We start from the raw sequence: 21,443 nt of genomic DNA, 5'->3' as shown, positions 1-21,443 counted from the left end.
GCCGACAGCCTAAACCCTTCGCGACTGCTTACGTAGACTCAAGCGGGTGAGCGAATCAAAGATCATCCGTGTGGCAGCCCTGGTCCTCAGCGATAGCGAAGGTCGAGTCCTGACCGTCCGCAAGCAGGGCACCAGCCGGTTCATGCAGCCGGGCGGCAAGCCTGAGCCGGGGGAGAACCCGGCGGAAACTGCGCTGCGCGAAGTCCACGAGGAGGTGGGCCTTCAGCTGCAGCCTGAGCAACTGATCCCCATGGGCGAGTTCTCCGCTCCGGCGGCTAACGAACCTGATCACACGGTGGTCTGCCACAACTTTCGGGTGACTTTCGACGCCGTGGCCGATGATCTTCTGGGTCAGCTGAGACCTGCCGCAGAAATCGCAGAGATCCGCTGGATCCCGCTGGAACAGTTGAGGCCTGCCGAGGACGTGGCGCCGCTGCTGAGCGAACAGGTGGCTCCATGGCTGCGCGCTGAACGGAGCCGCGCTGCGCGCCAGCAGCTTCTGGGGCAGCTCGGCGCACAGCTGCCGGTGGTGGCAGCCCCTATGGCAGGCGGCCCCAGCACCCCGGAGCTGGTGATCGCCGCTGCCCAGGCTGGGGCTCTGGGGTTCTTAGCCGCCGGTTACCGCAGCCCGGAGCAGCTGGCGCAGCAGATCCAGGCAGTCCGGCAGCAGACTTCGCTTTTTGGTGTTAATCTCTTCGCTCCTCACCCGGTGCCGGTGGATCGAGAGGAGTTCACCAGCTACGCGGAGCAGCTGACCGATTGGGCCCAGCGCTATGAATCGCTGACCGGTACTGAGGAAGATGATCAGGTGAAGCTGCCTGAACCCCGGGAAGACGATGACGCGTGGGCCGCTAAAGTGCAGTTGCTGGTAGAGAACCCTCCACCGGTGGTCAGCTTCACCTTCGGACTGGCACCTGCGCAGGATATCCGCAGGCTTCAGCAGGCCGGTGCGTTGACTGTGCAGACCGTCACTTCGGTGGACGAAGCACTGGCGGCTACAGAGGCTGGAGTGGATGGTCTCATTGTGCAGTCCCACGAAGCCGGAGGTCACTCTGGGACGTGGTCACCACAGGAATGGTCACCGCAGATGCCTTCAACCCAGCCGGGCTTGTTTCAGCTTCTCTCTCAGGTACGTGCCGCCACCGATCTTCCACTGTGGGGCGCCGGTGGAATCGGCACTGCCGAGCAGGTGAAAGACCTGCTTCACACGGGAGCCGAGGCCGCGGTGGTGGGCACAGTGCTGCTGCGCAGCGATGAAAGCGGCACCCAGCCAGCACATCAGCAGGCCCTGACCCAGCTGCACCGGGAAACCGTGGTGACCACAGCCTTCTCCGGACGACCGGCACGTGCACTGGTCAATGACTTCACCGAACGTTTCACGGCCTCCGCGCCGCTGGGGTTCCCGGCGGTGCACTATCTGACCTCACCGATGCGTCAGGCTGCTGCCGCTGCGGGTGACCCTGAGGGCCTGAACCTCTGGGCGGGCACCGGCTGGCGGCATGCCCGCCCGGGCCCTGCTGCAGAGATCCTGCGGGATCTTTCAGGCCAGCTGAGTCTCTGATTCCTGGAGCAGATCCACCTGATGAGTCTGCTGCCACTGGGCCCACAGCTGCTTCAGGTCCCAAGCTCCATCGGCCTGGATGGAAACTCCGCGGTCCCCGGTACGTCGGGTTTTCCCGCGGATGACCATCAGCTTAGTGCCGAAGAGCAGCGGTCCAGCCTGCTGCTGAGCTTCCTCAAAGAACGCTGTATCAGCGCAGCCAGTGCCGTCGTCGAGACTGATGAACACGGTACGTTTGCCTGAGCGCATCGGCGGGGTCTGAGTGGCTACCCGAATGCCGGCCACCAGTACCTGGGAATGGTTGCGCAGATCCAGCAGCTGGGATGCTGGAGTTACTCCCAGCTCGTCCAGCAGCGGCTGATAGGTCTGCATGACATGCCCGCTGACCTCGCTGGAGAGCACATCCAGCTCAGCGCTGATGCGCTCCTCGGCTGAGGGCTCTGGTTCCTTGGTGCTGAACAAGGCATGCTCAGCAAAAAGCGCAGGCTGAGATTCCGCGCTGTCCACCGGCCCATCGACTCGCGCCGACCGGGGTTTCTTCGGAGCTGCAGTGAGCTGGCGAACATAGGCGATGAGCCCACCACGGGAGGTGCGCTGCTCATGATCTGCTGCCAGAGAATCCAGGGCACCGATACTGGCCAGGCGCACCATCAATGGCCGGGAAGGGGCCGCCCGGCGCCAGAAATCAGCAATGGAATGATACGGCTGGCCCTGCACAATGCGCTCACATTCAGCCTCGGTGATACCTCGAATATCACGCAGCGAGAGCCGGATGCCTTTCTCCTCAGCGTTGACGCGCTCCACCCGGTACTGCGCACTGGAGACATTGACGTCCACGGGCAGCAGCGGGATGCCGATGCGCCGGGCTTCAGCCATCAGCAGCCGGCGCGGATACATTCCGGGGTCATGCTCAAAGATCCCGGCCAGGAACTCCACCGGGTAATGGGCCTTCAGCCATGCCGACTGATAGGTGGGCAGCGCAAAAGCGGCACCGTGGGCCTTGCAGAAGCCGAAGCTGCCGAACCCTTTCAGGGCCTCCCAGATACGGTCGATCTCTGCGGAGCTGAAGCGTGGGACTCCGGCGTCCTTATTCTCTGCAGCCCGGCGCCGGAACTGTTCTTCGATCTGTTCGGCGTCCTTCTCCAGGCGACGGCGCAACTCATCTGCTTCCGCCAGCGAGATCCCCATGACATCGCTGAGGATCCGCAGCACATGTTCGTGATAGATCACCACCCCATAGGAGTCCTGCAGGAAAGGCGCAAACCGGGGATGCAGATAGCGGATGTCCTCAAAGCCGTGCTTGCGCTCCACAAAGGGGGTGACCATATTGCCCTTCATCGGTCCGGGTCTGAAGAGTGAGATATCCGCGATGAGATCTGAATAGGCATCTGGCTGCAGCTTCCCAACCAGCTCCCGCTGACCGGGGGATTCAATCTGGAACATCCCCAGAGTGTGGGTGGTGCGGATGGCAGCGAAGGTGGTCTCATCATCTTTAGGCAAGGCATCAAGGTCCACCTCACCTTCGGCAGAGATATAAGGGGCATCAGACGGCAGGCCGCCCTCTTCCGCAGCCTGAGCACCGTTGACCCGCTGGATCTCCTTGACCGCATAGGCCATGGTGGACTGCATCCGGACTCCCAGCACATCCAGCTTCAGCAGACCCATATCGTCAATATCGTCTTTGTCGAACTGCGACATCGGCAACCCGATCCCCGAAGGCTGTGTGGGAGTCAGGGAGAGCAGATCGGCATCCCCGAGGATCACCCCGCAGGGGTGCATGGAGATATGCCGGGGAAGCCGGTCCAGCCGTTCGGTCAGATCTACCAGCAGATCGACTTCCGGCTCGGCGCGCACCAGCTCAGCCACTTCCCGCAGTTCCGGCTTGGAAGAGAGCACCTGCCGAAACTCCCTAGCGTTGAAGCGCCACAGATTCTGCGCGATCTGATCGATCCGCTCCTCGGTCAGGCCCAGGGCGAGCCCGGCATCACGAGCCGCACCCCGAGCCCGGTACCGGTTCTGCATGGACAACAGGGTCACCCGGTGGTGGCCGTAGCGTTCAAAGATCGCCTCGTAGACCTCATGGCGACGGGCCGATTCGATGTCCACATCAATATCAGGAAGGGTGCTGCGCTTCTTGCCCAGGAAGCGCTCAAAGAGCAGGCCGTGTTCCATGGGGTCCACGGTGGAGATCTGCAGCAGATAGTTGACCAGGCTTCCGGCGCCTGAGCCACGGGCCTGCACACGGATGTGCTGCTGCCGGATCATATCCACCACATCTGCCACGGTTAGGAAATACGTACTGAATCCGAACTGGCGGATAGTGCCCAGCTCATCGGAGAGCCGCTGTTCCAGCTCGCTGAGCTCCTGACTCGAGGCGTGGGGGTAGCGCTGATCCAGCGCAGTCTGGCAGCGCTGGGTGAGGATCTCATCAGGGGCCAGCCCAGTGCCGTTGTGCAGTCCGAGTACATCCAGCTCTGGGACTTTAGGCTGCCGCCAGCGCAGATCAGTCTGCGGATCCAGCCGGCACCGCTGTGCTAACCGCTGGGTCTGATCCAGCAGATCATGAGCAGCAGTCGGACGCAGCCCGGCAGCCTCCACGATCTGCTGAGCCAGGCGGTGCATCAGCTCAGCGGGCTTCAGCCAGGCCTGCGCATTGGGCTGGGCAGCGAACTTCCCCAGCGGTAACAGATGAGCAGCAGCATCGAGCACATCACCGGTGGCAGCCTCGTCCTGAGTTTTATAGCGCACTGCGTTGCTGAGCACGGCAGGGACTTCCGCGGCTACTGCCAACTGCAGCATCTGGGCGGCATGACGCAGACTGCCAGGCAGTCCCGGTTTGGTGTGGTGGCAGACAATATCGACCACGACGCCGCCGGGCAGCCGCTGGCACCAGTCCTGAAGCAGTCCCAGCGCCTGCTCGCGCTGCCCGGACAGCACCGCCCGGCCCACATCAGAGTGCGCTCCCAACAGCACTGTGGCAGTGGGGGCGCCGTCGTCGTCCTGGATGAACGCCGCCGGTTGGCTCCGCGTGATCCACGCCGGTCGGTGTGCAGTCCCATGCGGGATCCGTCTGGCCCCGCGCTTGGGCGCATGGGCTGAGGAGATCAGCCGCACCAGCCCTGCCCAGCCAGCACCATGATTGTGGCCATGAGCCAGCACGGTGATCTCGGCCGGCGCAGTATTTTTTGCAGGCGCAGTGATTTTTGCCGGCGCAGTGGCTTCCGCTGCCGCAGTGATCTGCGAAGACCGGCGGTCTTTGAGCTGCAGGTTCACCCCCACCACCGGATCAAGCCCATGGGCGATGCAGGCGCGTATATGGCGCACCGCACCGTAGAGCCCGTCGCGATCAGTAATGGCAGCGATCCGGGCGCCGTCGGCGGCAGCAGCCTCCACCAGTGCCTCCGGGCTGCTGGTGCCATGATGGGCGGAGAACGCACTGGCCACGGTCAGGTGAGTGAAATCAGTCATAGGCACAGGCTCGCTTTAGTCATAGATTCCGGTTACTGGCCACTGCTGACCAGGCATCACCGCCAGATCAAAAATGAGGATCTGACCATCTTCCGCGGTGGCCTGGACCTGCCACATCTGCTGCTCCTGCATGTCAGCCTTGCCCGCTGGCATCCGGCTCAGCGACTCCCACCAGGGGGTACGGTCAATCCATGGAATAGGCCGATCGGTGACAATAAACCGGCGGTGACCCCATACCAGCCGTGCCGGGGCACCTTCAGGTGTGGTCCACACCGTGGCTGAATCAGGCAGCACCGCTGCTTCAGCGCTCATCGCAGAACTCCTATCGGCGGAACTCTCATTACAGAACACTCCTGCAGAACACTCCCGCTATTCGAACATATCTTCGATTATCGAGTGTAGGGGTGTTTCCTGACAAGAGTTCCGGCAGCAGCTCTGGAGCCCCTCTTTGCCCGCGTAAACTCGGGTCAATGGTGAGAATTCTGGTCATTCAGCATGAGGACAGCGTGGGCATCGATAAATTCGGGCGCTGGCTGGAAGAGGCCGGGGCGGAGCTGGTGATGCTGCGTCCTGACCGCGGTGATGCCATTCCGGAGAATCTGGCCGGATACCAGGGGATGGTGGTGCTCGGCGGCACTGCTGGCCCTGAGGATGATGAGCAGTGGGAGTGGCTTCCGGCTGTACGTGCCCTGCAGCGCACTGCCGCTGCTGAGGAGTCCCCGGCCTTTAATATCTGCTTGGGCGCCCAGCTCTCAGCAGTAGCCCATGACACCGAAGTCTTCCGCCGCAGCATTCCGCAGATCGGGGTGATGGAGCTTATTCGGCGCCCCGAAGCTGCTGATGATCCGGTGTTCTCCGTGCTGCCCCAGCGCCCTAAAGCTGTGCTGTGGCATCAGGAGCAGATCGCGGCAGTCCCGGAAGGGGCGGTGCATCTGGTGGAAGGCACCGATGCCCCGGTGCAGGCTTTCCGGGTGGGCAGCTCGTTCTGGTCGGTGCAGTTTCACCCCGAGCCCGATGCCCATACAGTGCAGCGCTGGGCCGAGGGCACTGCTGAGCTGGTGGAGAAGGCCGGCAGAACCCCAGCGGATGTGATCAGGGAGTACGACGCCGAGGCTTCCGGGATCGAAGCGACCTTCCGTCCGCTGGCGGCAGCTTTTGTGAACTACGCTTCCAGTCGCTAGGTCCGGTTCAGTGGGCGCCCGCGCGCAGGGCCTGCTGAACCGCAGCCTGTGCGCCACCGCTGAAGGGCTCACCGTGGCCGGGAAGCACTATGGTGGCACCAGTAGCAGCAACGGCCTGCAGTGACTGGAGCGCCTGTGCGGTGTCCTTGGTGGCAGCACTGGCCACAATCTGGGGACCTCGGTTGCCGGTATAGGGATCCAGCGTCACCAGTGCGTCGCCGCTGATCACCGCATCGCGGTCAGGGAAGTGCAGAATGCAGTGTCCGTCAGTATGTCCGGGAGTGTGGAACGCCACGGGCAGACCGGGTAGATCTAGTGCCTTGACGTCCAATGCGGTGGTCTGCTCTACACCCTTGATGCGCAGCGCGCCAGCGGTGACCATGCGCCCCAGCACCGGCAAGGACTTTGGGTGCGTGAAGGGGTAGAGGAGACGGTTGCGCTCGGTGGCGTAGCGGTAGGGGTGAGCTGCCAGCGGCATGTCCTTGGCATGAACCCATACCGGGATGCCAAGTTCATGCTGAGCACCCCGGGCGAAGCCCACATGGTCGAAGTGGCCGTGGGTCAGCGCGATGCCACGGATCTCATCCGGGCGCCGTCCTCGGTAGTCCAGGGCCTCAAGAACCTCATGCCACATCTTCGGCAGCCCGGCGTCCACCAGCAGGAGGCCGTCGTCGTCCTCCACCACGTAGCAGTTCACATGAGCTCGGGTGATCAGATGGATACCGGGTGCTACGTCATGGGTGATCATGCTTGGCCTCGCGGATTCGTCTCGGCAGCACTGCTCTTAGGCCTCGTAGCACCATCCTCGGGGCGATGAATCCCCAGGTCAAGGGCTTTCTGCCCAATAACAAAGAGGTCGGTGGCCAGCCGAGCCGGATAGAGTGAACCCATGCCTGAGGGAGATACCGTCTACCACCAGGCCTCCGCGCTGCGCGCAGTGCTGGCTGGCAAATTCCTCGAGTCCACGCAGTTCCGCGTCCCGCAGTATGCCACTGCGGACCTCAGCGGTGAGCTGGTGGAAGAGGTGCTCTCCCGTGGCAAGCACCTGTTGATCCGGGCAGGGGAGACCACTATCCAGTCCCACCTGAAGATGGAAGGCATCTGGCATGTATATCCGCGCCGCGGTGTGCGCTGGAAGCGTCCTGGGCACACTGCCCGCTGTGTGCTGAATACCGCTGAGCATCAAGCGGTCGGGTTTTCGCTCGGCGAGCTGCACCTGATGCCTCGCACGTCAGAAGACAGCTTCTTTGCTGACCTTGGACCTGACCTGCTGGGTCCGGACTGGGATCAGGATGAGGCACGACGGCGGCTGCAGGCTCAGCCCGAACGTTCCCTCGGTGTGGCCCTACTGGACCAGCGGAATCTGGCCGGCATCGGAAACGTCTTCCGCAGTGAGATCTGTTTCCTGAGCCGGCTGCGCCCAGAAACCCCGGTGGGCGAGGTGGCCGATCTCGACTCGGTTCTTGAGATGTCCTATCGGCTGCTGCAGGTCAATAAGAACCGCAGCCGACGTGCCACCACCGGATCAGCATCCACGGCGATATCCCTGTGGACCTACGGTCGAGCTGGAAAGTTGTGCCTGCGCTGTCAGACGCCGATCATCCGGTACTACTTAGGCGAGGAGCAGCTGCGACAGGCAGCCATAGAGGACCGCAGCGTCTATGTCTGCCCATACTGCCAGCCGGCCAGGGATGAGCTGGACTGGGGTGAGCTGGACTGAACAGCGTTGGCCTGGTCAGCTGCTTGGTGCCAACGGCCCGCTGGTACTTGTGAGCATACGCACTGCTTCCCGGCCGGCCCGGTTGGCCCCCACGGTGGATTGCGAGGGACCGAAACCGATCAGGTGCACTCGCGGCTCAGCCACCACCTGGGTGCCGCGCACCTGAACGCCACCGCGCGAGTTCACCAGCTGCAGCGGCGCTAAGTGTTTCAGAGCCGGACGGAATCCGGTGGCCCAGAGGATCACATCGACTGAGGTGAAGGAACCATCACCTTCGCGGACACCGTAGGGCTCAATGCGGGTGAACATCGGGCGCCGGTCAAGGGCCCCGCGGGCCTGGGCTGCCCTGGCACCAGGAGTCCAGATCAGGCCCGTGTAGGAGACGATGCTCCCGGGAGGATTCCCCGCCTCTGCATTAGCGGTGACCCTCTCAATAGTGCGTCGGCCTTCGATCTCGGGACGGAAATCAGCATCGTTGAAGACCGGTTCCCGACGCGTGTACCAGAACGTCTTGGCATGCAGCGAGATCTCCTCAAGATGCTGCACCGCAGAGATACCACCTCCCACCACAGCAACCCTCTTGCCGCTGAAGTCTTCGGCCCGACTATAGTCCCGGGTGTGCAACTGTGTGCCGGTGAAGGACTCCTGGCCCGGATAGGAAGGCAGCAACGGATTATTCCAGGTACCGGTGGCATTGATGACGGCACGGGCGCGCCAGCTGCCCTGGTCGGTCACTACCAGCAGCTCACCGGCGGCGTCGTCGTCGGCCCTGAATACAGAATTCACCCGGACCGGACGCAGGATAGGTAGTCGCATGCGGGCTTCGAATGCGGCGAAATAGCCGGGAACGGCGGTCCGGCTGGGTTCCTTAGGATCAAGCGGAGGCTTGGGCATACCAGGGAGGTCGAAGATCCCATTGACGGTGCCCATGCGCAGCGATTCCCAGCGGTGCTGCCAGGCCCCGCCCGGGGCAGCATCAGCATCGAGCATCACAAATGTCTGCTGTTCTGTAGGGTCCTGCGTTGCAGGTGTTGCCGCGTCCTGCGCTGCCGGACGGAACCCGCTGCGCTGCAGGTGATATCCAGCAGATAACCCAGCCTGACCCGCCCCGATGACGACGACGCCTACACGGTGTGCCTGCTTATTCACCTGCCTCAGTCTGCCATGACAGGAGTACAGTTCTGAGTGACGCGGCATGGCCGCGGGACGGTGCGTCTGGTCCAGATGAGAAGTGGCAGGTGGCGTCGGTGAGATGGCGGAAACGGCCAGTTCTGGCAGCTGGAGCCCTGCTGTGCGCTGCAGCGACGGCGGGATGCTCCTCCATTCCGGCCGACCCCGAGGGAAGCCTCGAAGAAGCCCGCGAGGGCGAGCTGCATATAGGCATCACCGAGCATCCGCCATGGACTGAGATCGGTGACTCCGCCGAGGCCGCCCCGGCCGGTACCGAAGTAGACCTGCTCAACGGCTACGCCGAACGGCTCGGAGCGGAGATCATCTGGGTGCCTGGCAGTGAATCAGAGCTGCTGGGACAGTTGGCCGAACACGAGCTGGATGTCGTCATCGGCGGCTTCGACAGCACTACCCCCTGGCAGAAGGAAGGGGCCATCACCCGGCCCTATCGCGAAGACCCGGATGGCTCGCAGCGAGTAGTTCTGGTGGAACAGGGCGAGAATGCGCTGCTGATGGATCTCGAGAGCTACTTCATCGAGCTCGAACACAGCGGGCAGGAGCAGCAATGACTGTCACCTTCGGCCATACTGAACTACCGGATGAGCAGCAGCAGGCCCTGCGCAAAGCCCGACGCATCCAATGGCTGTGGATGGTCATCCTTGCTGCCACAGTGGCGGCTATGGCGGCGGTGATGGGTAATTCTCAGGCGATGAAGACCGCCTGGATCGAGGACATGCTCTCCTTCCTGCCCCCGCTGGCCTTTCTGATCGGGGCCCGAGTGGCGCGTAAGGCACCCAATGAGCGTTTCCCGTTCGGATATCACCGGGCCGTGGGTGTGGGCCATCTGGTCTCCGGAGTGGCGCTGGCCGGGGTCGGACTGCTGCTCATCGCCGACGGCGGCAGCGGTCTGCTGATGGGGGAGCGCCCGCCCATCGGGGCAGTCAATATCTTCGGTACCCCGGTATGGCTGGGCTGGCTGATGATTATCGTGGCGCTGGCCAGCTGCATCGCCCCAGTGATCCTGGGCCGCATCAAACGACGCCTTGCTGAGCAGCTGCATGACAAGGTCCTGCGCGCCGATGCGGATATGAACCGGGCGGACTGGCTGACCGGTGTGGCCACCGCTGCTGGTGTGGCGGGCATCGGGCTGGGTTTCTGGTGGGCTGATGCGGTAGCGGCGCTAGTAGTGTCGGTCTCCATTACCAAGGACGGGTGGGAGAATATCCGCGATGCCATCAGCGATCTCACCGATGCCCGGGCCACCACCGTCGATAACTCCGCACCGCATCCGATCATCGCGCAGATCAATGCCAGGGTGCTTCAGGAGCCGCAGGTGGTGGCGGTGCAGACCAGGGCTCGGGATGAGGGACACGTGCTCCACGCTGAGGTGTTCATGCAGCTGAATCAGGCCACTGTGGACATCGCCTGGCTGGAAGAGCTGCGGCGCAGCTGTACGGAGATGGACTGGCGCATCCAGGATCTGGTGCTGACAGTCACCCAGGAACAGCACGGTGAAGCTGATCCCACACTTAAGGAGCAGCAGGAGTAGTCACTGCTGCTTCAGTTGGCAGGGCGGCTTGCCTGCTGCAGAGCCTGCTGGAAGACTTCCACCGGCTGGGCCCCAGAGACCGCAAGCCGTTCGTTGAACACAAAGAACGGCACGCCGCTGATCTGCAGCCGCTGCGCCTGTTGGATATCGGCCTCCACCTGCTGGCTGTAGTCATCACCGACGACGACGGCGCGGGCGCGCTCCCGGTCCAAGCCCACCTGGGCGGCGATATCGGCCAACGTGTCAGCCTCGCGCAGATTCAGCCCCTGTGTGAAGTAGGCATCGAAGAGGGCGCGCACCAGCTGATGCTGTTTACCGTGTTCGGCTGCGAAATGCGAAAGCCGATGCGCAGTGCGGGTATTGACTGCCAGCGCCTGATCCAACCGGTACTGAAGTCCCAGAGTGGCAGCGCGCTGGGTGACCTGCGCATTGGCTGCGGCTGCCTGCTCGGGGTCCATGCCGCGTTCCTGCACCAACAGATCCGTGGGATTGATCGCGGTGTCTTCAGCGAGCTCAGGCATCAACTGGTAGCTGTGATAGGTGATGCTGACCTCGCCGTCGTAAGTCTTCAGGGCCTGCTGCAGCAGTGCCTCACCCATATAGCAGAAGGGGCACACGAAGTCGCTCCACACATCAATCTTCATGGCTTCATCATCCACCTGAGGCTGAGGCCTCACGCAGCTTGTCCACTATCCGCTGAAGCCTGGCCGCGCGGGTCTTCTCGCTGGGGGCGGTCATCAGCGGGTGCAGCAGCGAGTAGCGCAGGCTCGGTCCCCATGCTCATGCCGGCTGGCGCAGGATCTTTTCCATGGCCTTGCCCTTGGCCAGTTCGTCCACCATCTTGTCCAGATAGCGGATCTCGCGCATGGTGTCTTCCTGGATGTCCTGGACCTTGACCCCGCAGATCACACCCGTGATCAGCGAACGGTTCGGGTTCAGTGCAGGAGCCTCAGCAAAGAACGTCTCAAAATCGGTCTCGCGTGCTAGGCGCTCTTCCAGCGCCTGCTGCGAGTACCCGGTGTGCCAGCGGATGATCTGATCCACCTCATCCTTGTGGCGGCCCTTCCGCTCGGCCTTGGTGATGTAGTGCGGATACACACTGGCCACAGGCATCGAGTAGATACGATGCTTACCCTCAGTCGGCTTCGCCATGCTCAAATCTTACTGCCGATAGTCCCCGGGGTCAGCGCAGTCTAAGGTGACAGCGTGCGTATTATTGAAGACCCACTGAGGCATCCCGCCGTGCTGGCATTGATCGCTGAACACTTAGCCGATATGCATGCCACCTCTCCGCCTGAGAGCATCCATGCCCTGGAAGTCGACGCCCTGCGCGCCGATGACATCACGCTGTGGGCCGCCTGGGATAACGAGGGTAAAGATGCGGTGCTTCTAGGGTGTGCGGCGCTGAAAATCCTGAGCCCCGCTGAGCTGGAGATCAAGACCATGCGCGTCACCGCTGCGGCGCGAGGCCGCGGTGTGGGCAGGAGGCTGCTGGAGCATCTGCTGGAGCAGGCCCGCGCACGAGGCGCACGCCGGCTCAGCCTGGAGACCGGAGTGGAGGACTACTTCGCGGCTGCCCGCCGACTCTATCAGCGTGCAGGATTTGTTGAATGCCCGCCCTTTGGCACGTACCGCGAGGATCCCAACAGTGTCTTCATGACACGTGAGATCTGAGAAAGCAGCCGGTCAGGGATGTGAAAACGCAGATCACAGAGTAATGTCATCTGCGCCCTGTGGCGTGTCCACCCGGGGCAGTAGCACTTTCCAGAGTGCTGAAAAACAAGACAGCGTTCACAGCCGAAACAGAGCAGGACGGTTCCCCTGATGTCCTCACCCCTATCCGACTTGATCCCGGAGGATGCGATCCTCCTGGACGCCGAGGCGGCCGACTGGGCAGCCGCGGTCAGGATTGCGGGCCAGCTGCTGGAAACCACCGGCGTCACCACCGCTGACTACACCCAGGCAATGGTTGACAATGTTGTTGACCACGGGCCCTACATTGTGATCGCCCCGGGCTTCGCCTTCGCCCACGCGCGCCCCTCGGAGGCCGTGCTGCGCACCGGCATGTCCTGGGTGCGACTGAAAGAGCCGCTGAGCTTTGGCCATACCGAGTACGATCCGGTGAGCCTGGTGGTGGCGCTAGCTGCCACCGATTCCCGGCAGCACGTACAGGCCATGGCCAACTTGGCCGAGGTGATCGGCGACGACGAGGCCCGTGCGGCCCTGGAGACTGTGGCCAGTCCGGGGCAGCTGCGCGCAGTGCTCGGCGGAGATACCGCCGCCGCTGCTGAACCGGCGACCGCGCCGTCGTCGTCCTCATCCTCACCGGCCGAGGACCGGCACCTGATCCTTACCGTCTGCGGCAACGGCCTAGGAACGTCCCTGTTTCTGAAGAACACTCTGGAGGGCGTGCTCAGCACCTGGGGTTGGGACCGCCACGTCAGCGTGGAGGCTACGGACACCATCTCCGCGCGCGGCCGGGCTAAAGAGTCCAAGGCGATTCTGACTTCAGGTGAGATCGCCAAGACCCTCGGGGATGTGGGCGTCCCGGTACGGGTTGTAGAGAACTTCACCAGCAAAGATGAGCTCGACCGTGCCCTGCGCGAGCTCTACGACGTCTAAGGACCACTATGGACTGGCTTGTCGCAATCCCTGAGTTTCTCGTCAACGAGATCCTGTCTGTTCCTGCCTTTTTGATCGGCATCATCGTGGCAGTGGGGCTCATCGCCCTGCGCAAATCAACCGGTCAGGTGATCGGTGGAGCGGTGAAGGCCACCCTGGGCTTCCTGCTCATCGGCGCAGGTGCCGGCCTGGTGGTCGCGTCCCTGGATCCGCTGGGAATCATGATCCAGGGCGCTACCGGCGCCCAGGGAGTAATCCCTACCAATGAAGCCATTGTGGGCATCGCCCAGGAGACCTACGGCGCGCAGGTCGCCTGGCTGATGATTCTCGGCTTCGCCATCAGCCTGGTGCTGGCCCGGTTCACACCCCTGAGCTATGTGTTCCTGACCGGACATCACATCCTCTTCATGGCCACCCTGCTGACCATCGTTCTGGCCTCAGCCGGATACTCCGGGACGGTCACCGTACTGCTGGGCGCTGCGCTGTTGGGCATTCTGATGGTGGCCCTGCCAGCGTTCTCTCAGCCCTTCACCCGGCGTATCACTGGGGATAACAGCATCGCGATGGGGCACTTCGGCACCGCTGGCTACGTGGCAGCAGGCGCTGTGGGCCGTGTGGTGGGCGGTAAGACCAGCCGCTCCACCGAGGAGCTGAAGCTCCCTGAGGGGCTGCGCTTTCTGCGCGATTCGATGGTGGCCACCGCATTGTCGATGGTCATGATGTACGTGGTGGTCGCGCTGATCTTCTTCGCCCGCGAAGGCGAGGCGGCCTATGAGGCTTTCGAAGGCGGAGCGACCAGCCCCGGGAACTTCGTCATGCAGTCGCTGACCCAGGGCCTGCAGTTCGGCATCGCCGTGGCGGTGATCCTCTTTGGCGTCCGTACCATCCTCGGTGAGATTGTGCCGGCTTTCCAGGGCATTGCCGCCAAGATTGTGCCCGGCGCTATTCCGGCACTGGATGCGCCCATCGTGTTCCCTTACGCCCAGAACGCGGTGCTGATCGGCTTCATCTCCAGCTTCAGCGGTGGCCTGATCGGGCTGGCGGTGCTTTCGCTGTGGCTGAATCCGGCGCTGGGGTTGGCACTGATCCTGCCCGGCCTGGTGCCGCATTTCTTCACCGGCGGTGCCGCAGGGGTCTACGGCAATGCCACAGGTGGTCGTCGCGGCGCGGTGGCCGGCGGCTTCGTCAATGGCCTGCTGATCACCTTCTTACCGGCGGTGCTGCTGCTGGTGCTCGGTGACTTCGGCACAGCTAACACCACCTTCGGCGATACTGACTTCGGGTGGTTCGGGATCCTCATCGGCTACGGTGCGGCCCTGGGATCATGGGGCGGACTCATCGTGATTGCCGCACTTGGTCTGTTGATTCTGGGCGCGGCTATCCTGGTGCAGCGCAAGGTCGTCGACGGCGGCTGGGACCCCTCACCGCACCGTCCTGCGGTGGGCACCGCTGATGACACCGCAGCTGGTCCAAGCTCGGCTTCGGCGGGTACCGCAGCGGGGACAGCGGGTCAGTACCCGAAGATCACCCCGCCCAAGGGTGCGCCCACGCCTCCGGCGCGTCCTTAGCTCATCACAGTCAGGCGCTGATGGCGGGGCTGGGTACCGGATTATCCGGCGGCCAGCCCCGCCATTCGTGTATCCAGCTCGCGCAGTGCCTGGCGATCATAAGTACTGGTAGAGACCAGCAGCTCACTGGCACCGGTACGCGTGAACAGCTCATCCAGCCGGTTTGCCACCTGATGCTCATCACCGGCAATGGCCTGTTCCAGGCTCTGCTGGATGCGTTCCTCGGTGCGTCTGCTCCAGCGCTGGGCGCGGATATCCTCCACCGGTTCTAGCGGGCCGAATTCGCCGGTCTCTCGTGACCTGGCCATAGCCCAAGCCTCCGGCAGTGCGAGTTGATGGGCTTCCTCAGTGGTGTCGGCAATGTACACATCGGCAGAGATCAGCACTTCGGGCTTCGCTACAGCTGATTCCGGAGCAGCGGGTGAGGGCTGAAACTCTCGGCGGTAGCTCTGCAGCATATGTGGCAGGTCATCAGAGCGCAGGATAGGGCCACCGATGACGACCGGCAGTCCTAGCCTGGCGGCGGTGCTGATACCGCGGCCAGTGGCCAGCAGGAAGATGGGCAGTGGCTGCTCAGCGGCGGGCCTGGCCGTCACCGCAGCATTGCGCTGCAGGTAGTCGCGAAGTTCCTCGACGTCGTTCGTGAAGTTCTCCACGTCGTCGGACTCTTGGCGCAGAGCGCGCCGGACCGGTTCGGTAAACCCCAGTGTCCGGCCCAGCCCCAGATCGATTCGTGCTGGGTAGAGTGCTTGGAGCATCAGGAACTGTTCGGCCACGACCAGCGGCTGATGGTGGGGGAGCATGACCCCGCCGGAGCCCAGTCGGATCCGGTTCGTCTGCGCCCCTACTGCGGCCAGTAACACCGCAGGGGCACCGGATGCGATACCGGGCACGGCGTGATGCTCCGCTCCCCAGAAGCGGTGATAGCCCAAGCTCTCGGCCCACTGAGCGCGCGCTACCGAATGCTGCAGCGCAGCAGCTTCTGGATATCCGCTGCGGGTACGGGAACGGTCGAGCAGAGAAAGCCTCACATCAGCGCTCAACCGCGTGAGGGCTCAATTGCTTCCCCCATCGGTGCTGCGGTTTCGACTTCAGGCTTGGACACGGTGAACCGTGCCAGTCCCAGCAGCGCGATCCCAGCAAAGGTCAGCACCAGGGCAGCTGGCCAGGCCAAGCCGCTCATCACGAATACCGGTAGCAGTGCGATGATCGCGATATCTGCGAATCCGATGGGAACATATGCGATGCCGTAGTAGTCCAGTGTCTTGGAGCGCATTTCAGGATCGACCACCCGCAGCAGGGCGATGCCCATGGCCACCGTTCCGGTATTCCATCCCCACAGGAAGATGGACTGTTCCACCGGGTGGTCGGTGAACAGCCGTTTGGCGATGACGAAGTAGAAGAAGGCAATAAAAACGACGCCGAAGATCAGCAGCATCGCCAGTGGACCGGCGTAGGCCAGAACCACCGAGGGGTTGATGGAGGCTACACCGAAGGCCACCAGCAGGTCCGTGGAGGAGCTTGAGGTGCGTTCAAAGAGTCGCCGATCAAAGTGGTCCATTGCGCCCAGGCGCTTCAGCAGGAAGAGCACCGCGAAGCCCGCCAGGAAGGCCACTGAGAAGGTGGGAATGCTCAAGCCCTGTCCCAGGCCGCTGAGCCAGCTGGCAGCCAGGTACGAGACACCGGCGATGCCCAGCACCAGTCCGGCATGGTAGATCAGCGGGTCGATGGACATAGTCGAGACAGGGCTGTGCGCAATGCTCTCGCGACGTTCAGGACGAACCAATCCGCTGCGCAGCTCCTGGGGCAGGTCCTTGAAGTTCTTGAGGTAGGCGGTGTTTCCCCTCTGGGACTCCCATTTGATGATCAGGATGCCGCCGACCACGGAGACGATGATTCCTACAGTGGCAGCAGTCATGCCCAGACTCTGCGCATCAGGCCACTGATCCCCGTACACATCGGCGATGGCCGCGGCTGTGCCGTGTCCGCCCATGAAACCTGCGGCCATCATCAGCCCGAAGCCGTCAGGGATATTCGCAAAGATGAGGGCAATGATGCCCAGGCCAAAGAGCAGGCCCACACCCCACTGGAGTACCACCACCGACTGCGAAACAGCCCATGTGGTCACCACGTTCTTCGCGGCCTTGCTGAAAGAGCTCAGCTGCGAGGTGAAAGGCAGGGCTGCGAAGACCACCGCAATCAGGATCCCGGCGTAGTCGCTTAAGCCCTTAGAAAAGGGAATGACATTGAGCATCTGAGGTCCCAGCAGCAACCCCAGCACACCGGCGATCAGGCTCGCGGGGAGGAACAAGGACTGGATGAACGTGACTTTGGCCCGCAGGAACGCCCCGATCAGAAGCAACAGGCAGATAAAGCCCAGGTCGGTGAATACGTTCCAAGCGGTCATGCAGAGTCCTGTTCAGATCGAGGTAGTGGCGGTGAGATCCAGCTCAGTGATGCTGCAGTTCTCCACCAGCACATCGGTGAGCGTGGCCCCGCGCAGATTCAGCAGGTCGAGTTTGGAATCTTGCAGGTGGACGGAAGTCCAGTCGGATTCATAGAGCTCGGCCGCACCGATCCTGCTGCCCTGGATCGTGACATCACGCCAGCTGGAGCGCGGTGCCTTCAGATGCGGTGCGTGCAGTCGGCTGAACTGACTTTCAGCACAGGAGAAGCGCTGAAATCCGCCTCATCCACCACAACTTCCTGTAATGAACACTCCACCAGGCCGGTGCCGCTGAGATCCCCGGTGAACACTTCAGCGGAGAAGCTGCGCCCTTCGGCGTACCCCAGGTCGGTCAGGTCATGCAGCTGCGCCGGCGTCAGGTGACGGGGACGCGGCTGGTCGATCCGTGGGCTGTGGGGGCTGTGCGGGCCGCGCGGTGAAGGCATAACAACCTTTCAAGTGGTGGACTAGACACTCTACTGACCAGTGCAGACACCTCCACCGCGCTGACCATATGACCTCAGCTGGGATCCTGTGCAGGCTGATCAGCGGTGGCTGCTGGGCCTACGGGAGGCAGAACGACGACGCCCACCGCCCTGGTGGCCGCTCTCGCCGCGGGATGCACCCTGTGTGCGGGACTGGCTGCCGCCGCGAGAGCCGCCTTCGGATGACGATCCGCGTGAAGCCGCGCCCGAGCCGCCGCTGCGACGGGCCGAACCGGTTGCTGGGCGACCACTACGACCGCCAGATCGGCCAGCACCGCGACCGCCGGAACGGGCACCGGAGTTCTGCTGGACCGGCTGAGGTGCTGGTTTCACATAGGCGGCCTGCTCGCCGACCAGGCCGGTGACTTCAGGGGAATCACTGGTCACGCTGATCGGAGTCACTGCAATGGCGGCTTTGCGCAGCAGCCCCTGGGTGTCACGACGCTGCTCCGGCAGCATCACCGTCACCACGTCTCCGGAGCTACCGGCGCGTGCAGTGCGTCCAGAGCGGTGCAGGTAGGCCTTGTGCTCCGCCGGGGGGTCCACGTGTACCACCAGCTCTACGTTGTCCACATGGACACCGCGTGCTGCCACATCGGTGGCCACTAGGACGCGCACATCACCTTCGCCGAAGGCTGCCAGGTTCCGGTCGCGCGCATTCTGCGAGAGGTTGCCGTGCAGGTCCACCGCGGGAATTCCCTGGCTGGTGAGCTGCTTGGCCAGCTTCTTGGCCTGATGCTTGGTACGGGTGAAGAGGATGCGCCGTCCGATTCCGGAGGCCAACGTCCTCACCAGTTCCTTCTTCTCTTCAGCGTCGACCTCATAGACATGGTGGGTCATCGCGGCCACCGGGGAGGTGGCCTCGTCCGCTGAATGCAGGATCTCGTTGTGCAGGAACCGCTTGACCAGTTTGTCCACGCCATTGTCCAAGGTCGCGGAGAAGAACAGTCGCTGGCTGCGCTCAGGCGTCTTATTCAGGATGCGTGTCACCCCGGGCAGGAAGCCCAGGTCGGCCATATGGTCTGCTTCATCCAGAACAGTGATCTCAATGCTGTCCAGCGTCAGGGCTCCCTGGCTGAGCAGATCCTCCAGGCGTCCCGGGCAGGCCACCACAATGTCTGCGCCTTCGCGCAATGCGCTGATCTGACGTGATGCGCTGACGCCGCCAAAGATGGTGGTGGTGCTCAAACCATAGGCGGCTGCCAGTGGTTCCACCACGGCATTGATCTGGGTGGCCAGCTCGCGGGTGGGAGCCAGAATCAAGGCGCGCGGCTGTTTGCTGCGGCGCGCCGTCGGATGCTCTCCCAGCTTGGCCACCACAGGGATGGAGAAGGCCAGGGTCTTGCCGGAGCCGGTTTTGCCCCGGCCAAGCACGTCCCGGCCCGCGAGTGTATCGGCCAAGGTCTGGCGCTGAATGGCGAAGGCCACCAGCTTGCCGTCCTCGGCCAGGGCACGCACCAGGGGTGCGGGCACGTTGAGATCCACAAAGGTCATAGGGGATTCAGAAATGGGTCTTGCCTTTCGAGCTGCGCCAGAGCGCAAGGCGGCCTACTGAAGGCTGCGACGAGGGTCTGGCAATGGCGAAAGCACCGGACGGTGCACTCGGTCGCCGCGAGAAGTTCAATGCAGAAGCCCGGGCCGGTTCTTGCCGCCGGGCTGAAGAAAGCGTTCTTACGACGCAGGATCTCCTGGTTACAAGATCCAATCCACTCATTGTAGCGGCTTTTACCGCAAGCTCCATGATGGCCAGTTGCGTGGACGAGCCGTGGTTGTGCCTTCGCTCGCTTGAGCCGGCCAAGGCTATGGCAGCTTCGTTGTCACCAGTCGGAAGCGCTCGACCACGATGAGGGAATCATCGGTGAGGGTGCCGGGTTCTGCCTCACCCACTGAGTGCCAGAAGCCCTCGTGGCTTTTACGCCACTGGGCCACCGAGGCATAACCTTCGCCTTCGGCATAGGCGATCTCATCATCGATCTCACCTAGTCGGCGTAGGCTCACTTCGGTGACTTCAATGAGCCCCACAGTCTCATCATCGGGACCCAGCAGCCGTTGAAGCCCCGGCTGCGGCAAAGGCTCGCCTTCGGCAAGGTAGGACTGGTGCAGGCTCGTCGTCGCCGTCTTCTCCCCGGAAAGCACTGCGGCCACGAGTTTTTCGCGCAGCTCACCGAAGGCAAGATCCATAGGGGACAGCGTCGCTATCTCTTCAGGATTCATCAGCACATATTCTCACGCGCGTCAGTTCTGAGATGCCCGGACAACAGCGCGGGACTCTTATAGAGTCGGAGGATGGAGAGCATTTCTGCACCACATGCTGATCTATCTCACTGGCCAGGAGAGGACCCCCGGCAGAAACGATTGGTGCCAGAGGAACTGACTGCCTCCCAACAGGTGGAACGCAGTCCAGAATTTCGAGCGGATCTAGAACGAATCCGGTTCTCCCCGTACTATTCGCGACTCTCTGCGGTGACGCAGGTGATCTCCCAGACCGGTGCTGGCCTGGCTATTCACAACAGGCTGACCCACTCGCTGAAAGTCGCCGCCGTCGCCCGCTCCATTGCGGTAACCCTGCAGGCCGATGATGGCCCGGCAGGTCAGCGGATCGCTCAGCTGGGCGGCTGTCACCCGGTGGTGGTGCAATCAGCCGCCGCAGCTCATGATCTGGGTCACCCGCCCTTCGGCCACCTGGGGGAACGGACCCTGGACCGGCTGGCCCGTGAGCATCTGGGCCTGGCAGAGGGTTTTGAAGGTAACGCCCAGTCTTTCCGTATTTTGACCAGGCTCGATGAGTACGACCGGGAAGGCGCGGGGCTGAACCTCACCGCTGCGGTGCGGGCGGCAGTGCTGAAATACCCGTGGCTGCGGCAGGAGGGATTAGGGCGCGACGGCGGCCCCGAGACTCCACGCGGGCTCTCACCTTCACCTGATGGTGCCGGAGCACGGAAGTTCTCTGTCTACTCTCTGGATGCCCCTGCGATGGAGGATGCCCGTGCGGCGTATCCGATGATCAGCAAGCACCAGCAGACCGTGGAATGCGCAGTGATGGATATCGCCGATGACATTGCCTATTCGCTCCATGATCTTGATGACTTCTACCGCGCTGGGTTGCTGAATCAGGCCGCCATTTCGGCCGAATTCCGGGCCTGGCGCCAGGAACGCAACGAGCTGGCGGAGCTGGAGAGTGCTGACCTGGTGCTCAACAGCCGTACCCCGGGATACGCTCTGGAACTGCTGTGGCGCCGACTTGCCCGCAAAGACTCCTGGATCGCGTCCTCCGAGGCATTCCTGGCTGCAGTGGACAAAGTCTTTGAGGAAGTCGTTGATGGACTGCTGCTAGCGCCTTTCGACGGTTCACGTGATGCCGAGCGGGCACTGGCCACCTTTACCGCACGCTGGATCGAGCACCTGCAGACCTCGGTGGAGATCCACACGGACCCGCCGCCGCGCTGCGGTCATGTGAGCCTGAATCAGGCGGCCTGGCATGAGGTCTCGGTGCTGAAGTTCTTGCACGAGCGGTTCATCCTCGAGCGCGCTGACCTCACGGTGTACCAGCGGGGGCAGGCGCGCCTGCTGGAGCGACTGATCCGTGGCTTTGCTGCGTGGCTCGATGATCCGGCTGATGTTCGCCGGGCACCGCGGCGGCTGCTGGATCTGGTGGACCTCGCGATGGAGGACT

21 protein-coding genes are annotated in these 21,443 nt (G+C 63.0%); 9 read left to right on the top strand and 12 right to left on the bottom strand.

The genetic code is table 11. The features are described from left to right. Positions 1-46: 46 nt before the first annotated feature. Complete coding sequence (locus tag TX78_RS00295) at positions 47-1,561, top strand: nitronate monooxygenase (protein WP_081652453.1); 1,515 nt, start codon at positions 47-49, stop codon at positions 1,559-1,561. Here TX78_RS00295 and TX78_RS00290 read toward each other — a convergent pair. Together TX78_RS00290 and TX78_RS00285 are read right to left on the bottom strand one after the other, a co-directional pair. Further along, entirely contained in the window at positions 1,541-5,029 is a 3,489-nt protein-coding gene (locus tag TX78_RS00290; RefSeq protein WP_044492696.1) for a DNA polymerase III subunit alpha, read from the bottom strand. The two genes, TX78_RS00295 and TX78_RS00290, sit on opposite strands and share 21 nt — an antisense overlap. Before the next feature lie 15 nt (positions 5,030-5,044). Continuing rightward, positions 5,045-5,341, bottom strand: a complete 297-nt coding sequence (locus tag TX78_RS00285) for a DUF6504 family protein (protein WP_044492695.1) — start codon at positions 5,339-5,341, stop codon at positions 5,045-5,047. A gap of 158 nt (positions 5,342-5,499) precedes the next feature. Here TX78_RS00285 and TX78_RS00280 point away from each other — a divergent pair, with 158 nt between their 5' ends. Further along, a complete protein-coding gene (locus TX78_RS00280) occupies positions 5,500-6,210 on the top strand; it encodes a type 1 glutamine amidotransferase (protein WP_044492694.1) in 711 nt (236 codons plus the stop codon). Positions 6,211-6,217: 7 nt separating this feature from the next. Here TX78_RS00280 and TX78_RS00275 read toward each other — a convergent pair whose 3' ends face one another. Continuing rightward, entirely contained in the window at positions 6,218-6,958 is a 741-nt protein-coding gene (locus tag TX78_RS00275; protein ID WP_044492693.1) for an MBL fold metallo-hydrolase, read from the bottom strand. 141 nt (positions 6,959-7,099) lie between these two features. Between TX78_RS00275 and TX78_RS00270 the strand changes: the two genes are divergently transcribed. Further along, the gene (locus TX78_RS00270; RefSeq protein WP_044492692.1) at positions 7,100-7,930 is read left to right on the top strand and encodes a DNA-formamidopyrimidine glycosylase family protein; all 831 of its coding nucleotides are present in this window, start codon (positions 7,100-7,102) and stop codon (positions 7,928-7,930) included. 15 nt (positions 7,931-7,945) lie between these two features. Here the strand turns inward: TX78_RS00270 and TX78_RS00265 are convergent, their stop codons facing one another. Next, entirely contained in the window at positions 7,946-9,079 is a 1,134-nt protein-coding gene (locus tag TX78_RS00265; RefSeq protein WP_044492690.1) for an NAD(P)-binding domain-containing protein, read from the bottom strand. Positions 9,080-9,177: 98 nt separating this feature from the next. Here TX78_RS00265 and TX78_RS00260 point away from each other — a divergent pair, with 98 nt between their 5' ends. Both TX78_RS00260 and TX78_RS00255 read left to right on the top strand, forming a co-directional pair. Beyond that, on the top strand, positions 9,178-9,669 hold the full coding sequence (locus TX78_RS00260) for a transporter substrate-binding domain-containing protein (protein ID WP_069956228.1): 492 nt from the start codon (positions 9,178-9,180) through the stop codon (positions 9,667-9,669). Next, a complete protein-coding gene (locus tag TX78_RS00255) occupies positions 9,666-10,649 on the top strand; it encodes a cation diffusion facilitator family transporter (RefSeq protein WP_044492686.1) in 984 nt (327 codons plus the stop codon). Before TX78_RS00260 ends, TX78_RS00255 begins: the two co-directional genes overlap by 4 nt. An 11-nt stretch (positions 10,650-10,660) precedes the next feature. Here the strand turns inward: TX78_RS00255 and TX78_RS00250 are convergent, their stop codons facing one another. From TX78_RS00250 to TX78_RS00245, 3 genes are read right to left on the bottom strand one after another with little or no spacing between them, the layout of a single operon-like run. Then, complete coding sequence (locus TX78_RS00250; RefSeq protein WP_233722103.1) at positions 10,661-11,326, bottom strand: DsbA family oxidoreductase; 666 nt, start codon at positions 11,324-11,326, stop codon at positions 10,661-10,663. Then, the gene (locus TX78_RS14560) at positions 11,301-11,387 is read right to left on the bottom strand and encodes a hypothetical protein (RefSeq protein WP_407635375.1); all 87 of its coding nucleotides are present in this window, start codon (positions 11,385-11,387) and stop codon (positions 11,301-11,303) included. The genes TX78_RS00250 and TX78_RS14560 overlap by 26 nt, the downstream gene beginning before the upstream one ends. Before the next feature lie 42 nt (positions 11,388-11,429). Next, positions 11,430-11,801 carry a DUF2200 domain-containing protein gene (locus tag TX78_RS00245; protein ID WP_044492684.1) on the bottom strand — a complete coding sequence of 124 codons (372 nt, stop codon included), beginning with the start codon at positions 11,799-11,801 and terminating at the stop codon, positions 11,430-11,432. A 54-nt stretch (positions 11,802-11,855) separates the two neighbouring features. Between TX78_RS00245 and TX78_RS00240 the strand changes: the two genes are divergently transcribed. The 3 genes from TX78_RS00240 to TX78_RS00230 all read left to right on the top strand — a co-directional run bounded on the left by TX78_RS00240 (position 11,856) and on the right by TX78_RS00230 (position 14,839). Continuing rightward, positions 11,856-12,323, top strand: coding sequence for a GNAT family N-acetyltransferase (locus tag TX78_RS00240; RefSeq protein ID WP_044492682.1), 468 nt, complete (start codon positions 11,856-11,858; stop codon positions 12,321-12,323). A gap of 150 nt (positions 12,324-12,473) precedes the next feature. Beyond that, positions 12,474-13,271, top strand: coding sequence for a PTS sugar transporter subunit IIA (locus TX78_RS00235; protein ID WP_044492680.1), 798 nt, complete (start codon positions 12,474-12,476; stop codon positions 13,269-13,271). 8 nt (positions 13,272-13,279) lie between these two features. Next, on the top strand, positions 13,280-14,839 hold the full coding sequence (locus TX78_RS00230; RefSeq protein WP_044492678.1) for a PTS ascorbate transporter subunit IIC: 1,560 nt from the start codon (positions 13,280-13,282) through the stop codon (positions 14,837-14,839). 41 nt (positions 14,840-14,880) lie between these two features. On the opposite strand, the gene TX78_RS00225 is transcribed toward TX78_RS00230, so the two are convergent. The 5 genes from TX78_RS00225 to TX78_RS00205 form a co-directional block, all read right to left on the bottom strand. Then, positions 14,881-15,870, bottom strand: coding sequence for an MsnO8 family LLM class oxidoreductase (locus tag TX78_RS00225; RefSeq protein ID WP_044492677.1), 990 nt, complete (start codon positions 15,868-15,870; stop codon positions 14,881-14,883). 8 nt (positions 15,871-15,878) lie between these two features. Next, positions 15,879-17,246, bottom strand: a complete 1,368-nt coding sequence (locus tag TX78_RS00220; RefSeq protein ID WP_044492676.1) for a sodium/glutamate symporter — start codon at positions 17,244-17,246, stop codon at positions 15,879-15,881. A gap of 218 nt (positions 17,247-17,464) precedes the next feature. Continuing rightward, entirely contained in the window at positions 17,465-17,731 is a 267-nt protein-coding gene (locus tag TX78_RS00215) for a hypothetical protein (protein ID WP_044492674.1), read from the bottom strand. Positions 17,732-17,830: 99 nt separating this feature from the next. Beyond that, on the bottom strand, positions 17,831-19,264 hold the full coding sequence (locus tag TX78_RS00210; RefSeq protein ID WP_044492672.1) for a DEAD/DEAH box helicase: 1,434 nt from the start codon (positions 19,262-19,264) through the stop codon (positions 17,831-17,833). A 306-nt stretch (positions 19,265-19,570) separates the two neighbouring features. Beyond that, entirely contained in the window at positions 19,571-19,984 is a 414-nt protein-coding gene (locus TX78_RS00205) for an ASCH domain-containing protein (protein ID WP_044492670.1), read from the bottom strand. A 144-nt stretch (positions 19,985-20,128) separates the two neighbouring features. On the opposite strand from TX78_RS00205, the gene TX78_RS00200 reads away from it, so the two are divergent. Continuing rightward, a partial coding sequence (locus TX78_RS00200; protein WP_233722102.1) for a deoxyguanosinetriphosphate triphosphohydrolase family protein occupies positions 20,129-21,443 on the top strand: 1,315 nt, incomplete at its 3' end.

Source organism: Nesterenkonia massiliensis, assembly GCF_000455245.1.
GTDB classification, from domain to species: domain Bacteria; phylum Actinomycetota; class Actinomycetes; order Actinomycetales; family Micrococcaceae; genus Nesterenkonia; species Nesterenkonia rhizosphaerae.
The sequence above is the reverse complement of the archived record's forward strand: the minus strand, read 5'-3'. Positions and strand labels throughout refer to the sequence as shown.

Coding starts and splice junctions, on each gene's coding strand:
- TX78_RS00290 (WP_044492696.1), bottom strand. CDS start 5,029: ATGACTGATTTCACTCACCTGACCGTGGCCAGTGCGTTCTCCGCCCAT.
- TX78_RS00285 (WP_044492695.1), bottom strand. CDS start 5,341: ATGAGCGCTGAAGCAGCGGTGCTGCCTGATTCAGCCACGGTGTGGACC.
- TX78_RS00280 (WP_044492694.1), top strand. CDS start 5,500: ATGGTGAGAATTCTGGTCATTCAGCATGAGGACAGCGTGGGCATCGAT.
- TX78_RS00275 (WP_044492693.1), bottom strand. CDS start 6,958: ATGATCACCCATGACGTAGCACCCGGTATCCATCTGATCACCCGAGCT.
- TX78_RS00270 (WP_044492692.1), top strand. CDS start 7,100: ATGCCTGAGGGAGATACCGTCTACCACCAGGCCTCCGCGCTGCGCGCA.
- TX78_RS00255 (WP_044492686.1), top strand. CDS start 9,666: ATGACTGTCACCTTCGGCCATACTGAACTACCGGATGAGCAGCAGCAG.
- TX78_RS14560 (WP_407635375.1), bottom strand. CDS start 11,387: ATGACCGCCCCCAGCGAGAAGACCCGCGCGGCCAGGCTTCAGCGGATA.
- TX78_RS00245 (WP_044492684.1), bottom strand. CDS start 11,801: ATGGCGAAGCCGACTGAGGGTAAGCATCGTATCTACTCGATGCCTGTG.
- TX78_RS00235 (WP_044492680.1), top strand. CDS start 12,474: ATGTCCTCACCCCTATCCGACTTGATCCCGGAGGATGCGATCCTCCTG.
- TX78_RS00230 (WP_044492678.1), top strand. CDS start 13,280: ATGGACTGGCTTGTCGCAATCCCTGAGTTTCTCGTCAACGAGATCCTG.
- TX78_RS00220 (WP_044492676.1), bottom strand. CDS start 17,246: ATGACCGCTTGGAACGTATTCACCGACCTGGGCTTTATCTGCCTGTTG.
- TX78_RS00215 (WP_044492674.1), bottom strand. CDS start 17,731: ATGCCTTCACCGCGCGGCCCGCACAGCCCCCACAGCCCACGGATCGAC.
- TX78_RS00210 (WP_044492672.1), bottom strand. CDS start 19,264: ATGACCTTTGTGGATCTCAACGTGCCCGCACCCCTGGTGCGTGCCCTG.
- TX78_RS00205 (WP_044492670.1), bottom strand. CDS start 19,984: ATGAATCCTGAAGAGATAGCGACGCTGTCCCCTATGGATCTTGCCTTC.